Raw genomic sequence first — 13,111 nt, forward strand, 5'->3', positions numbered from 1 at the left:
GCTCGAGGTATTCTGCGGACGCATCCGGGCCACCGGGCCATCGTTGCCGATAGCCTAGGAGGGGCCGGCCCGTTCCGGCCGACCCCCAGGATGCCGACCGGACTCGCGCCGGCCGCGCGTCCGCACCCTCCACCAGACCCGTCGCCAGACCCCCGCCAGACCCAGGAGCCCGCCACCCGATGACCGATCCAGCAGCGTTGCCGGAGACCTCCACCGCCGAGCCGGGTCCGACCGACCGGGCCGTGCCGGCGTCGCAGTCCGTCCGGGGCGCCGCGGAGGCGCGCGTGGCCCGGGACCCGGAGTCCGACGTCGGCCTGCTGGACCCGCTCTCCGCCGGCACCGCCGTGGCCGCGCAGTCCTCGGACACCGCCTACCTGCGTCACCTGCTCGAGGTCGAGGCCGCCTGGACCGTGGTGCTCGCCGAGGCGGGGATGACCTCCGCCGCCCACGCCCGCGCCGCCCAGGCCTGCGCGGACCCCGCCCAGTACGACCTCGCCGCGCTGGCCCACGCCGGCCAGGACGGCGGCAACCCACTGATCCCCGTGCTCAAGGCCATGCGCGCCCGCGCCGCCGAGGCCGCCCCGCAGGACGCGGGTGTCACCGGGGCCCTCCACGTCGGCGCCACCAGCCAGGACATCATGGACACCGCCATGATGCGGATGTCCGCCCGCGTCGCGGCGACGATCCTGGCGGACCTGCGCGCCGCCGTCGCCGCCCTCGTGGACCTGGCGCGGACGCACCGGGACACCCCGATGGTGGCCCGCTCCCTGGCCCAGCACTCGCTGCCCTCGACCTTCGGGCTGCGTGCCGCCGGTTGGCTGACCGCGCTCACCCAGGCCGGTCGGCGACTGGAGGCCGCCACCACCGCGCTGCCGATCCAGTGGGGTGGCGCCGCCGGCACCATGGCGGCCCTGTCCGGCCGCGTGGCCACGGCGCACCGCCAGGGGACTCTCGACGCCGGCCTCGGCCCCTTCGAGCTCGTCGAGCGCCTCGCGGACCGGCTCGGGCTGGCCGCGCCGGCCGGGCCCTGGCACACCAACCGGATGGCGGTCACCGGGATCGCCGCGGCCCTGGCCGAGGTGGTGGCCGCCTGCGGGAAGATCGCCAACGACGTGCTGGTCTCCGCCCGGATCGAGAACGGCGAGCTCGGTGAACCGCTGGCCGCCGGCCGCGGTGGGTCCTCGGCGATGCCGCACAAGCAGAACCCCGTGCTCTCCGTGATGATCCACTCCGGCGCCCTGTCCGCACCGGGCTCGCTGGCCCAGGTGCTCACCGCCGCCGGCGCCGCGAACGAGGAACGCCCGGACGGGGGCTGGCACGCCGAGTGGCCGGCCCTGCGCCACCTGATGCGCCAGGCCGGGGGCGCGGCCGAGCGCACCGCCGAGCTGGTCTCGGGGCTGCGGGTGAACACCGCGCGGATGGCGGAGAACCTGAACCGCGTGGGCCCGCTGCTGGTCTCCGAACGGCTCATGGCCGAGCTCGCCCCGGTGTTGCAGGAGCAGGCCGGCGGAGAACCCGGATCCGGCAAGGCCCGGCTCCAGGCGATCGTGGACCGCAGCCTGGGCGGCGGCCCGGACGAACCCGACTTCCGCACCCTGCTACGCGCCGAGCTGCCGCAGTCCGTCTCCGACGAGCGGCTCGACGGCCTGCTCGACCCGGCGGAGTACATCGGTGAGGCCGGAATCCTGGTGGACCGGTTCGTGGCCGCGGCCGGCGGGTTCCTGGCGGCCGGCCAGGACTGAGCCTCCCCGAGGACCACGAGCAGAGACCGACCACCGACCATCCCCGCCCAGCCGGATCCGCGTGTGCAGGCCCGGCGGCGACCGACGAGAACCGACGAACACCGACGACTGACGACGACGTCAGCAGCCCAAGGAACAAGGAATGGAGCACCAGTGACGACACCAGAGATCACCGCGAGCCGTCTGACCAACGAGGTCGACTCGTTCGGAGAGCCCCAGGACGTCCTGTTCGTGGGCGCCGGCCTGGGCACCGGGGTGCATGCCCTGTGGCAGGACACCGCGAACCTGCTGGAGGAGCGCTTCCAGGTCATCGGCTGGGACCTGCCCGGTCACGGTGAGTCCCCGGCGCACAACGAGCCGACCTCCATCGCCGACCTGGCCAACGCCGTCGCGGACCTGGTCCGGGCCCAGCACGCCAGCGGCACGATCCCGGCCGGCGCCAAGGTCTACTACGCCGGCGTCTCGGTCAACGGCGAGGTGGCCCTGCAACTGGGCCTGGACCACGGCGACCTGTTCGACGGCATCGCCGTGATCTGCTCGGCCGCGAAGATCGGCGTGCCGGAGGCCTGGCGCGAGCGCGCGGAGTTCGTCGAGAAGGCCGGCACCCCGTCCATGGTCGCCGGTTCGGCGGAGAAGTGGTTCGCCCCGGGCTTCATCGAGAAGCACCCCGCCCGCTCGACCCGCCTGCTGCACACCCTGCAGGAGGCCGACCGGTTCTCCTACGCCCGGATCTGCGAGGCGCTGGCACAGTTCGACGTGCGCGAGCGCCTGGGCGAGATCACCACGCCGATCCTGGCCATCAACGGCGCGGTGGACGGGGTCTGCCCGCCGGCGGACGCCGAGCAGATCGCCGCCGGGGTCCAGCACGGCACCGCCGTGGTGCTGGACGGCGTGGCGCACCAGGGGCCCACCGAGGACCCGGAGAACACCGCCCGCATCCTCCGGGAGCACTTCGGGGCCGTCCGCGCCGGCTGAGCCCCACCCGGGGACGCCACCCCCGCGCCCCCGCGGTGACGCCGTCCCCGCGGGACGCCGCCCCCGCAGGCGCGGGCCCGCGCGTCGTCCGACCCCGATCCTCCCGAGCCCCCGCGGCACGAGACCTCACAGAGCAGGAGCTTCCATGAGCGAGAACACCCAGCAGGCCGCCCAGCCCATCGGGCACGACATGTCCGCCACGAGCCAGGACGTCCTCGACGCCGGCATGGCGGTGCGCCGCGAGGTCCTGGGCAACGCCCACGTGGACCGCGCGGAGTCGAACAAGGACGAGACCACCGAGGACTTCCAGAACCTCATCACCCGGTACGCGTGGGGGACCATCTGGACCCGCCCGGGCCTGGACCGGCGGATGCGCTCGGCCGTCACCATCTCCGCGATGGTCTCGGGCGGGTACTGGGAGGAGGCCGCCATGCACATCCGGGCGGCGCTGCGCAACGGCCTGAGCCGCGAGGAGATCAAGGAGATCCTGCTGCAGACCGCCATCTACTCCTCCGTGCCCGCCGCCAACATCGCCTTCAAGCTGGCCCAGGAGGTCTTCGCCCAGGTGGACGAGGACCTCGCCGCCGGCAAGGAGCTCTAGGGGCGGACCGGATCCCGACCCGCGCCCCGGCCCACCGCAGCCCACCCACCGTCACCGGGCCGGTCGCCCTCCCCGGGCTCCCAGACCGTCCCCGGCCCACCGCAGTAGCCTGTCGTTCGAACAGAGAGAAGGTCATCCCATGACTGCCCAGACTGACGCCTACATCTACGACGCCGTCCGCACCCCCTTCGGCAAGGTCGGCGGCGCGCTGGCCAAGACCCGCCCGGACGACCTGGCCACCGTCGTCGTGCGCGAGTCCGTCAAGCGCGCCCCCAAGCTGGCCGGCCTGCTGCCCGACGCCCCGGACACCCAGGGCACGGGAGCCGGCAGCGACCTGGCGCGGATCGACGAGGTCGTCTTCGGCAACGCCAACGGCGCCGGTGAGGAGAACCGCAACGTGGCCCGCATGGCCACCCTGCTGGCCGGGCTGCCCACCTCCATCCCCGGCACCACCGTGAACCGGCTGTGCGGCTCCTCGCTGGACGCCGCCATCATCGCCTCCCGCCAGATCAACACCGGTGAGGCCGACCTCATGCTCATCGGCGGCGTCGAGTCGATGTCCCGTGCCCCGTGGGTCCTGCCCAAGACCGAGCGTCCCTTCCCGATGCACAACCTGGAGCTGGCCAACACCACCCTCGGCTGGCGCCTGGTCAACCGCAACATGCCCAAGGAGTGGACCGTCTCCCTGGGTGAGGCCACCGAGCAGCTGCGGGAGAAGTACGGCATCGACCGTGAGCGGATGGACGCGTTCGCCGCGAACTCGCACCAGCTCTCCGCCAAGGCCTGGGACGAGGGCAGGTACGACAACCTGACCGTCGCCGTGCCGGACGTGGACCTGGCCCGGGACGAGACCATCCGCCCGGACTCCACCGCGGAGTCCCTGTCCGGACTGCGCACCGTGTTCCGCAAGGAGAACGGCATGATCACCGCCGGCAACTCCTCGCCCATGAACGACGGCGCCTCCGCCGCCTGGCTCGGCTCGGACAAGGCCGCCGACATCCTGGGCCGGCAGCCGCTGGCCCGGATCGCCGGCCGTGCGACCGCCGCCAACGAGCCGCAGTACTTCGGCTACGCGCCGGTGGACGCCGCCAACAAGGCCCTCGAGCGCGCCGGCATCACCTGGGACGACGTCTCCGCGGTGGAGCTCAACGAGGCCTTCGCCGCCCAGTCCCTGGCCTGCACCGACGCCTGGGGCGTGGACCTGTCCATCGTCAACGCCTGGGGCGGGGCCATCGCCATCGGCCACCCGCTCGGCGCCTCCGGCACCCGCGTGCTCGGCACCCTCGCACGCCGCCTCGAGGAGTCCGGCGACCGCTGGGGCGTGGCCGCGCTGTGCATCGGCGTCGGCCAGGGCATCGCCGTGGTGCTGGAGAACGTCAACGCCCGCTGACCCCGTCCGGTCCCCGACGCCGGCCGGTGCGTTCGCAGCGCTGATCCCGGCCGGCGTCGTGGGTCAGACCCGACCTGACAGACCAACCCTTCCCAAGGAGGAACGATGCTTGAGTTCGTGGACACGGCTGCCGAGGCCGTCTCCCGGATCACCGACGGCGCCACGGTGCTGATCGGTGGATTCGGCAACGCCGGCCAGCCGATGGAACTGATCGACGCGCTGATGGATTCCGGTGCCACCGGCCTGACCGTGGTGAACAACAACGCGGGGCAGGCCGACGCCGGCCTGGCCCTGCTGATCAAGGAGCGGCGGGTGGCCAAGATCATCTGCTCGTTCCCGCGCCAGTCCGACTCCTGGCACTTCGACGAGGCCTACCGCGCCGGCGAGATCGAGCTGGAACTCGTGCCGCAGGGCAACCTGGCCGAGCGCATGCGCGCCGCCGGTGCCGGCATCGGCGGCTTCTTCAGCCCCACCGGGTACGGAACCCAGCTGGCCGAGGGCAAGGAGGTCCGCGAGATCGACGGCAAGCACTACGTGCTGGAGTCCCCGATCCGCGGCGACTTCGCCCTGATCAAGGCCTACGCCGCCGACCCGTACGGCAACCTGGTCTACCGCAAGACCGCCCGCAACTTCGGGCCCGTCATGGCCACCGCCGCCGCGCACACCATCGTGCAGGTGGACGAGGTCCTGGACGAGCCGCTGAACCCCGAGCACGTGGTGACCCCGGGGATCTACGTGGACACCGTCGTGGGGATCCCGACCGGTTCCGGCGTGAAGGAGCGCGAGGAGCGCGAGGCCCTGACCGCCGGGCGGCCCAAGCCCTGCATGGCCACCAAGACCGCGGCCGAGCTGGCCGCCCAGAAGTGAAGGGGACGAGCGAGATGAGCGAGCAGACCACCGAGGCCGCGGACGTCCAGGCGTTCCACAGCACCGACACCCCGCTGACCCAGGACGAACTGGCCCGGGTCATCGCCGATGACATCGCGCCGGGCTCCTTCGTGAACCTGGGCATCGGCCAGCCGACCACCGTGTCCAACTACCTCTCCCCGGAGAAGAAGGTCACGCTGCACACCGAGAACGGCATGCTGGGCTTCGGTCCGCAGGCCACCGGCGACCAGGTGGACGAGGACCTGATCAACGCCGGCAAGATCCCGGTGACCGAGCTGCCGGGTGCCTCCTACTTCCACCACGCCGACTCCTTCGCCATGATGCGCGGCGGCCACCTGGACGTCTGCGTGCTGGGCGCCTACCAGGTCTCCGCCACCGGTGACCTGGCCAACTGGTCCACCGGCAAGCCCGGGGCCATCCCCGCCGTGGGCGGTGCCATGGACCTGGCGATCGGCGCCAAGGACACCTACGTGATGATGGACCTGTTCACGAAGAAGGGTGACCGCAAGCTGATGGCCGAGTGCACCTTCCCGCTCACCGGCGTGGGCTGCGTGTCCCGGATCTACTCGGACCGGGCCGTGCTGCTGCTGGACCCCTCCGGTGTGGTGACCGTGCGCGAGCTGCACGGCCTCACCTTCGAGGAACTGCAGGAGAGGCACCCGGACGTGCGTTTCGAGAAGGCCGGCGCCTGAGCCGCTGAGCCCTCCGCGCGGCCCTGGCCGCGTGCCCTCCAGACGACGGCCGGTCACCTCCCGAGGTGGCCGGCCGTCATCGTCCGTCATCCGGCCCCCGGCCTCCGTGTGCGGGCCGGTGTCCGTGCGCGGGCCGGTGCCGGGTTCCCGGCGTCCGTCATCATCGAGAGGACTCGTCCTGCGGGGTGCGGTACGGGACGAGTCTCCTGAACCCGGATCATCACTGTCCACACGCTGTGGACAGCGTTCCCGCGGGCGCCCCGGACCGGCCAGCATGGGCGGGTGACGTCCCCTGCGAACGCCGAACCCCTCCTGATCCGCCGCACCGAGAACGACGGGGGCCGCTCCGCCCGGATGCTGGCCCGCCGGGCCCAGCGGGGAGAGCTGGTCCGCCTGGCTCCCGGCACGTACGCGTCCACGCGGCGGTGGCTGCTGCTGTCCCGGCAGGACCGTCGCCGGGTGAGTGCCGTGGCCTTCGCGGACTCCCGACGCCGGCCGGTCACCTTCTGCGGGGCGACGGCGCTCGGACTCCTGGGGTATCCGGTGGTCGAGCAGGCCCCCACCCTCCACGTCCGCGCGGTGCACCGCGGCGACTCGGGGACGCGGCGGCAGGTGTCGCCCTACGTCAACGAGCAGGAGGTCCTGAAGACCGTCCCCGAGCTCAGTGCGCAGGGCCTGGTGAACGGGGACGGCCGCGTTCCCGTGCTTCCTCGCGTGCACCGGCACTGGAACGCGCCGGGCGGGGAGGCCGCACGGGCCGGTGCCGGTGCCGCGACGGACGGATCGTCACCGCTGGCCCCCACCCGGGTCAGCGTGTGCCTGGAGGACGGCACGGTGCTGGGCCGGGTGCGGGTGGATCCACTGCCGGCAGCGATGGCTCTGGTCTTCGGCAGCGAACCGCTGAGCACGGGGACCGCCGCGGCCGATGCCATCAAGCGTGACCACCACGCTGCCGACCTGGTGGTCGGCCGTGCGCGCGAGCTCCTGCCCTCCGCCGCCCAGCGCACCCGGTTCGATGCCCAGTGGGCGTTCGCCGACGCGCGGTCCGAGTCGGTGGGGGAGTCCTTGAGCCGGGCCATCATCCACGAGGCGGGCTTCGTGGTGCCCGAGCTCCAGTACGCGGTGCTGGACACGGCGGGGACGTTGATCGCCCGGACCGACTTCTACTGGGAGGACATCCGCCTGACCGCCGAGTTCGACGGACTGGTGAAGTACACGGGGCGGCTGGCGCGTCCCGGGGCCGGCGGCCCCGTGGGGCAGGACGCCCTGGTCCGGGAGAAGCATCGCGAGGACGCCGTCCGCCGGCAGGGGTATGGCATGGCGCGGTGGATCTGGGCCGACCTGTTCACCCGGCGGCGGTTCGAGGCCATCCTGGAGCAGCACGGCGTCCCTCGGCGGCGAGGGTGATCCACCGGCACCCTCAGCAGCGGTTCATCCGGATTCGGACGACATGTCCGTGGAGTCCCCCGGGGTGACGTGTCCTCTCGACCATGATGGGCCGCCCCGACCCGCCCCGCTCTGCCCCCGACCCGCCCCGCCCCGACGCGCGGAGGCGTGGCGACCTGGAATGACCGCCGAGGTCGGAGGGGCTTCACCCGGACGTCACCTCGGGGGCCCCGGATCGTCAACCGGGACGAGAAGGGTGGACGGGCATGGGCCCGGCCGGCCGCGACGGGATGACGCGGGGACCGGCGCGGGCCACGACAGGAAGGCATCCTCGTGACACCCACCCCGACCCAGAACCGCCGCCCGGGCACCCGGCGCCGTTCGTCCGCAGCCACCCTGGCCGTGACCCTGTCCGCCGCGGTCCTCGCCGGGGGCGCGCTGTCCGGTCCCGCCGCGGCGGCCCCGGCCCCTCAGGACGCACCCGTGCTCATCGGTCACCGTGGTGCCGCCGGGACCGCTCCGGAGAACACGGTGGCGGCCTTCGAGGACGGCCGCGCGTCCGGAGCGGACTTCTTCGAGATCGACGTGCAGCTCTCCGCGGACGGGGTGCCGTTCCTCTTCCACGACAACACCCCGGCCCGCACCACGAACGTGGACGAGGTCTTCCCCGGTCGAGAGGACGACCCCATCACGTCCTTCACCTGGGCCGAGCTGCAGCAGCTGGACGCCGGCTCCTACTTCTCCGAGGAGTACGCGGGCGAGAGGATCCCGCACTTCGACGCGGCCGCCGAGATCGCGACCCGCAACACCGGCGTGTTCATCGAGATCAAGTCCCCGGTGAACTCCCCGGGCATCGAGAAGGTCGTGGCCGAGGCCCTCGCCGAGGACGAGGAGTGGAACGAGCTGCTGGAGGCGGACAGGATCGAGGTGCTCGGCTTCGACGAGGCCTCCAACCAGCGCTTCGCTCAGCTCGCCCCGGACGTGCCGTTGCAGCAGCTGGTGGGCACCGTGCCGGACGCGGCCACGCTGGAGCGCTACGCCACCTTCGCCGACTCCTTCGGCACGAACTACCGCACCCTGGACGAGGCCGGGGCCCAGCGGGTCAAGGACGCCGGGCTGGGCCTGGGCGTCTACACCGTGAACTCCACCGAGGCCTACGACGAGGCCGCGGCCCTGGGCGTGGACCGGATCACCGGTGACTTCCCCATCCAGTTCTCCCGCTACGAGCGCGAGCTGAAGGTGTTCCCGCAGAACACCGGCGTGCGGATCGCGGACTCCGTCAATGACGTCCCCGGTGAGGACCTGCAGGCCGAGACCGGTGAGCACGTCGTGCTGGAGAACACCGGGAGGCGCACCGTCGACGTCTCCGGCTGGCTGCTCCGCGACGCCGCCAACAACCTCCTGAGCGTCGGCGAGGGCTACTCGATCCGCCCGGGCGAGCGGCTGCGCGTCTACACCGGTCCCGGGACGAACGCGACGGACGCCTACTACAACGGCGGCACCGCCAACGTCCTGAACAACGGCGGCGATTCCGTGGCGCTGTGGACGGACGAGGGGACGCTCCAGGACACCTTCGCGAACTGATCCGCACTCCACCTCGGGGGCGGTCCTCCCGAGTCCTGGTGCCCGGGGCCCGGGAGGACCGCCCCCACGTCGTGGTCCGCGGGCCGGGCGGTCAGAACGCGATCCGGGTCAGCAGCTCGCGCAGCTGCTCGCGTTCGGCGGCGGAGAGCTTGGCCAGGACCTCCTGGTCGGAGGCCTCGGTCAGTTCGTGGCCGAGCTGTTCGACCCGGTGGCCCTCGTCGGTGACGGCGATCATGCGCGAGCGGCGGTCCTTCGGGTCGGTCAGCCGCTCCACGAGGCCGCGCTGCTCGAGCACGTCCACGAGTGCCACCACCTGGCTCGGGTCGAGGTCGAGGAACTCGCTGAGCTCCCGCTGGGTCGGGTTGGTCCCGTGCGCCGCCACGGACAGCACCGAGAAGTGGCTCACCTTCAGCCCGAGCTCCGCCTTAAGCAGGGTGTTGGCGTGACCGGTGCCCCGGGACCGGGCGCGTGCGGTGAGGAACTGGATCTGGTGCGCCAGGCGGGTGGACCGGAGGCGGTCGACGCCGGCGGCCCCGGTGGTCGCGTCCGTGCCGGTAGCGGTGTGGTCCAGGCCGGTGGGTGTCGTGGTGGTCATGGTGGTATCCGTCGTGGTCGGGGCGGTCAGTGCCGCCGGTGGCCGGGACGGTGCGCCCGGCCGGGGGCCAAGAGGGCGCACCGTGTCGATGCCCGGAACTCAGTGCTCGTGGGTGGTCAGGTCGAGGTCCTTGGACTCCCGCGTCAGCACGATCGCGATGACGGAGACGAGCGCCATGCCGGCCAGGAAGCCGATGACCGGGACCACGGAGGTGCCGCCGCCGGGACCGGCGAAGAGCGTGGCCAGGATGGTCGGGGTGAACCCGGCGCCGATCAGGGTGGCCAGCTGGTAGCCCAGGGAGGCGCCGGTGTAGCGGGCGCCGGTGCCGAACTGCTCGGAGATGAAGGCGGCCAGCGGGCCGTAGAGCATCCCGTGCAGGCCGAGAGCGATGGTGAAGGCCAGGGTCAGCACGAACCAGTTGGTGGACTGCAGCATGGTGAAGAACGGGGTGAGGAACATGACGAACAGCACCAGTCCGGCGATCATCACGGGGCGGCGGCCGAAGCGGTCGGAGACGCGGCCGAAGCCGATCACGAAGGCGATGGAGATGACCGAGGCCACGGCGAAGGCGTAGAGCACGTCGGACCGGGCGTTGCCGGCGTCGGTGGCGTAACCCACGGAGAAGGTGGACAGCAGCACCTGCAGGCCGAACCCGGAGGCACCGCCGAACATCGTCAGCAACAGGGCCTTCGGCCGGCGCAGCACCTGCAGCAGCGGCATCTTCGGCTTGGGGGCGGACGAGGCCTCCTCGGCCTTCGCCAGGGCGGCGGTGAACACGGGAGACTCGCTGACCCGGGCGCGGATCACCATGCCGATGACCAGCAGCACGAAGGAGAGCAGGAACGGCACGCGCCAGCCCCAGGCCAGGAACTGCTCCTGCGGGAGGGCGGCGGAGAAGGTGCCGAGGATGAAGGTGCCCAGGGCCGCACCGGTGGGAGCACCGGCGTTGGTGAAGGAGGCCGCGAAGCCCCGCTTGCCGGACTCGGAGTGCTCCAGCGCCATCAGCGCCGCGCCTCCCCACTCACCGCCCACCGCGATGCCCTGGCAGACGCGCAGGAACACGAGGATGACCGCGCCCCAGCCGCCGATCTGCGCCGCGCCCGGGACCAGGCCGATCAGGGTGGAGGCCACGCCCATGATGAGCATGGACAGCACCAGCATCTTCTTGCGCCCCAGCCTGTCACCGAAGTGGCCGAAGATCGCCCCGCCGAGGGGACGGGCCAGGTAGCCGGCGGCGAACGTGCCGTAGGCGGCGATCGTGCCGGTCAACGGGTCCAGGCCGCTGAAGAACACCGCCGGGAAGACCACGGCCGAGGCGGCGGCGTAGAGCAGGAAGTCGTAGAACTCGATCGTCGAGCCCAGGTAGCTGGACAGGATGACCCGGCGGGCCTCGCGGCGCTTGACCCCCGGATCGAGGGCGTCGAGGTCGGGTGCGGTGTGCTGTGCGGAGACGGTCGTCATGATGCTCTCCAGTCAGGAAGGGGCGGGGTTCAGGGATGGGCGGGGGTCAGGAGGCCGGCACCGGCTGGGTGCGCTCCCGCAGGACGTTCTTGCGGATCTTCCCGGTGGAGGTGCGCGGCAGCTCCTCCACCACGAGCACCTCCCGGGGCAGCTTGTAGCGGGCCAGGCGGGCGCTGAGCTGGTCGCGCAACCCGGGCCCGCCGGGGACGCCGGCCCCGGTGCGCGCCTCCGGGCGCAGCACCACGAAGGCCAGCCCGGTCTCGCCCCAGCGCTCGTCCGGGACCCCGACGACGGCGGCCTCCAGGACCGCGGGCAGGGAGAGCAGGGCGTTCTCGACCTCGGCGGGGTAGACGTTCTCGCCGCCGGAGATGTACATGTCCTTGATGCGGTCCTTGATGGTGAAGTACCCCTGGGCATCCCGCACGGCGATGTCCCCGGAGTGGTACCAGCCGTCCGCGAGGGCGGACTCGGTCGCCTCCGGGCGGTTCCAGTAGCCCTTCATGACCTGGGGGCCGCGGACCCAGACCTCACCGGCCCGGTCGGTGCCGACGTCCTCGCCCGTGGCCGGGTCCACGAGCCGGACCTCGGAGAAGAAGTGCGGACGGCCGGCCGTGCCCGCGTGGGACAGGGCGTCCTGGGCCTCGAGCAGGCAGACGCCGGGGGCGGTCTCGGTCATGCCGAAGCCCTGGACGATCTTGACGTCGCGCTCGGTCCACGTCCGGATGGACCGCTCGCTCAACGGCGAACCGCCCACCATGATCGAGCGCAGCGAGGACAGGTCCGTGCCGGCGAAACCGGGGGCCTCGGCCAGCAGGTCGATCATGGCCGGGACCATGAACGTGCCGGTGACCCGGGAACGCTCGATCTCGGCCAGCACGTCGGCCGGGCGGAACTGCCGGTGGATGATGATCCGCCCGCCCATCATGAAGGTGGGCATCGTGGTCATGTTCATCCCGGCGATGTGGAACAGCGGCGCCACGGACAGCATCACCTCGTCCTGGCGCAGGTCCGTGCCGGTGAACGCATTGAGGTACTGGTAGGTCAGGTTCCGGTGGGTCAGCATGGCGCCCTTGGGGCGGCCCGTGGTGCCCGAGGTGTACATGAACAGGGCGACGTCGTCATCGTCCACGTCGGCCTCGACCTCGGCGGTGGAGGCCCCCGCGAGCAGGTCCTCGTAGCGCAGCCCGGGCCCCTCCGGGCCCTCGGCCGCCACGAGCGTCAGCCGCGGGTGCCGCTCGGCCAGGCGGGCGGCGACGTCGGCCACCTCCCGGCCGTACACGACGGCGGTGGCCTCGGAGTCGGTCACGATGAACTCGACCTCGGCGGGGGACAGGCGGGGATTGACCAGCACCGGGGTGGCGCCGAAGAGGTTGGCGGCGAAGAAGGTCTCCAGCAGGGAGGGGTGGTTGAACCCCACGTAGGCCACGCGCTCGCCGCGCACCACGCCGAGCCCCTGCAACCCGTGGGCCAGGCGGGTGACCCGCTGGCTGAACTCGCCGTAGGTGGTGGTGGCGCCCTCGAACTCGATGGCCACGGCCTCCGGTCGCACGGTGGCCCGACGACGGGGGTAGGTGCCGATGCCAATGTTCATGGGACTCCTTCGCTCTGTGGGCTGGATCACGATGAGACCCATGCAACACTCAAGCGTTGAGAATGTCAACGATTGGCATTAGGTCGTAACTGCACCGTGGGGCCTGCGCCTCGGCCGCTGGCGCGACACGATTCCTTTGCAATGGCGAATTCTTGGTAGGGTGGTTGACATAACGGCACCCGAAATGGTGCCCCGTCCTCGGCCTT

At 72.1% G+C, this 13,111-nt stretch carries 11 protein-coding genes; 8 read left to right on the top strand and 3 right to left on the bottom strand.

Going from position 1 to position 13,111, the window contains the following annotated elements:
- The first annotated feature begins 179 nt into the window (after nucleotides 1-179).
- The 8 genes from CITRI_RS0106065 to CITRI_RS0106100 all read left to right on the top strand — a co-directional run bounded on the left by CITRI_RS0106065 (nucleotide 180) and on the right by CITRI_RS0106100 (nucleotide 9,258).
- On the top strand, nucleotides 180-1,742 hold the full coding sequence (locus tag CITRI_RS0106065; RefSeq protein ID WP_010143781.1) for a lyase family protein: 1,563 nt from the start codon (nucleotides 180-182) through the stop codon (nucleotides 1,740-1,742).
- Nucleotides 1,743-1,895: 153 nt separating this feature from the next.
- Entirely contained in the window at nucleotides 1,896-2,717 is an 822-nt protein-coding gene (locus CITRI_RS0106070; RefSeq protein ID WP_010143782.1) for an alpha/beta fold hydrolase, read from the top strand.
- 145 nt (nucleotides 2,718-2,862) lie between these two features.
- Complete coding sequence (pcaC, locus tag CITRI_RS0106075) at nucleotides 2,863-3,318, top strand: 4-carboxymuconolactone decarboxylase (protein ID WP_010143784.1); 456 nt, start codon at nucleotides 2,863-2,865, stop codon at nucleotides 3,316-3,318.
- A gap of 139 nt (nucleotides 3,319-3,457) precedes the next feature.
- On the top strand, nucleotides 3,458-4,708 hold the full coding sequence (locus CITRI_RS0106080) for a thiolase family protein (protein ID WP_010143785.1): 1,251 nt from the start codon (nucleotides 3,458-3,460) through the stop codon (nucleotides 4,706-4,708).
- A gap of 105 nt (nucleotides 4,709-4,813) precedes the next feature.
- Nucleotides 4,814-5,575 carry a 3-oxoacid CoA-transferase subunit A gene (locus CITRI_RS0106085; RefSeq protein ID WP_010143786.1) on the top strand — a complete coding sequence of 254 codons (762 nt, stop codon included), beginning with the start codon at nucleotides 4,814-4,816 and terminating at the stop codon, nucleotides 5,573-5,575.
- Nucleotides 5,576-5,589: 14 nt separating this feature from the next.
- Nucleotides 5,590-6,288: a 3-oxoacid CoA-transferase subunit B gene (locus tag CITRI_RS0106090; RefSeq protein ID WP_010143787.1), complete on the top strand. Its 699-nt coding sequence runs from the start codon at nucleotides 5,590-5,592 to the stop codon at nucleotides 6,286-6,288.
- 282 nt (nucleotides 6,289-6,570) lie between these two features.
- On the top strand, nucleotides 6,571-7,695 hold the full coding sequence (locus CITRI_RS18365) for a hypothetical protein (RefSeq protein ID WP_010143788.1): 1,125 nt from the start codon (nucleotides 6,571-6,573) through the stop codon (nucleotides 7,693-7,695).
- Nucleotides 7,696-8,007: 312 nt separating this feature from the next.
- Nucleotides 8,008-9,258 (top strand): glycerophosphodiester phosphodiesterase family protein, encoded by a 1,251-nt coding sequence (locus CITRI_RS0106100; protein ID WP_010143789.1) that lies wholly within the window; start codon nucleotides 8,008-8,010, stop codon nucleotides 9,256-9,258.
- A gap of 91 nt (nucleotides 9,259-9,349) precedes the next feature.
- On the opposite strand, the gene CITRI_RS0106105 is transcribed toward CITRI_RS0106100, so the two are convergent.
- The 3 genes from CITRI_RS0106105 to CITRI_RS0106115 form a co-directional block, all read right to left on the bottom strand.
- Nucleotides 9,350-9,853, bottom strand: a complete 504-nt coding sequence (locus tag CITRI_RS0106105) for a MarR family winged helix-turn-helix transcriptional regulator (protein WP_010143790.1) — start codon at nucleotides 9,851-9,853, stop codon at nucleotides 9,350-9,352.
- Nucleotides 9,854-9,952: 99 nt separating this feature from the next.
- Complete coding sequence (locus tag CITRI_RS0106110; RefSeq protein ID WP_010143791.1) at nucleotides 9,953-11,314, bottom strand: MFS transporter; 1,362 nt, start codon at nucleotides 11,312-11,314, stop codon at nucleotides 9,953-9,955.
- 46 nt (nucleotides 11,315-11,360) lie between these two features.
- Complete coding sequence (locus CITRI_RS0106115; protein ID WP_010143792.1) at nucleotides 11,361-12,905, bottom strand: long-chain fatty acid--CoA ligase; 1,545 nt, start codon at nucleotides 12,903-12,905, stop codon at nucleotides 11,361-11,363.
- Between the last annotated feature and the right edge of the window lie 206 nt (nucleotides 12,906-13,111).

The sequence above is a fragment of the Citricoccus sp. CH26A genome, assembly GCF_000224415.1.
Lineage (GTDB): Bacteria > Actinomycetota > Actinomycetes > Actinomycetales > Micrococcaceae > Citricoccus.

Bases quoted from the DNA above. Each gene is read 5' to 3' on its own strand.
- CITRI_RS0106065 (WP_010143781.1), top strand. From the start codon at position 180: ATGACCGATCCAGCAGCGTTGCCGGAGACCTCCACCGCCGAGCCGGGT.
- pcaC (WP_010143784.1), top strand. From the start codon at position 2,863: ATGAGCGAGAACACCCAGCAGGCCGCCCAGCCCATCGGGCACGACATG.
- CITRI_RS0106080 (WP_010143785.1), top strand. From the start codon at position 3,458: ATGACTGCCCAGACTGACGCCTACATCTACGACGCCGTCCGCACCCCC.
- CITRI_RS0106085 (WP_010143786.1), top strand. From the start codon at position 4,814: ATGCTTGAGTTCGTGGACACGGCTGCCGAGGCCGTCTCCCGGATCACC.
- CITRI_RS0106090 (WP_010143787.1), top strand. From the start codon at position 5,590: ATGAGCGAGCAGACCACCGAGGCCGCGGACGTCCAGGCGTTCCACAGC.
- CITRI_RS0106105 (WP_010143790.1), bottom strand. From the start codon at position 9,853: ATGACCACCACGACACCCACCGGCCTGGACCACACCGCTACCGGCACG.
- CITRI_RS0106110 (WP_010143791.1), bottom strand. From the start codon at position 11,314: ATGACGACCGTCTCCGCACAGCACACCGCACCCGACCTCGACGCCCTC.
- CITRI_RS0106115 (WP_010143792.1), bottom strand. From the start codon at position 12,905: ATGAACATTGGCATCGGCACCTACCCCCGTCGTCGGGCCACCGTGCGA.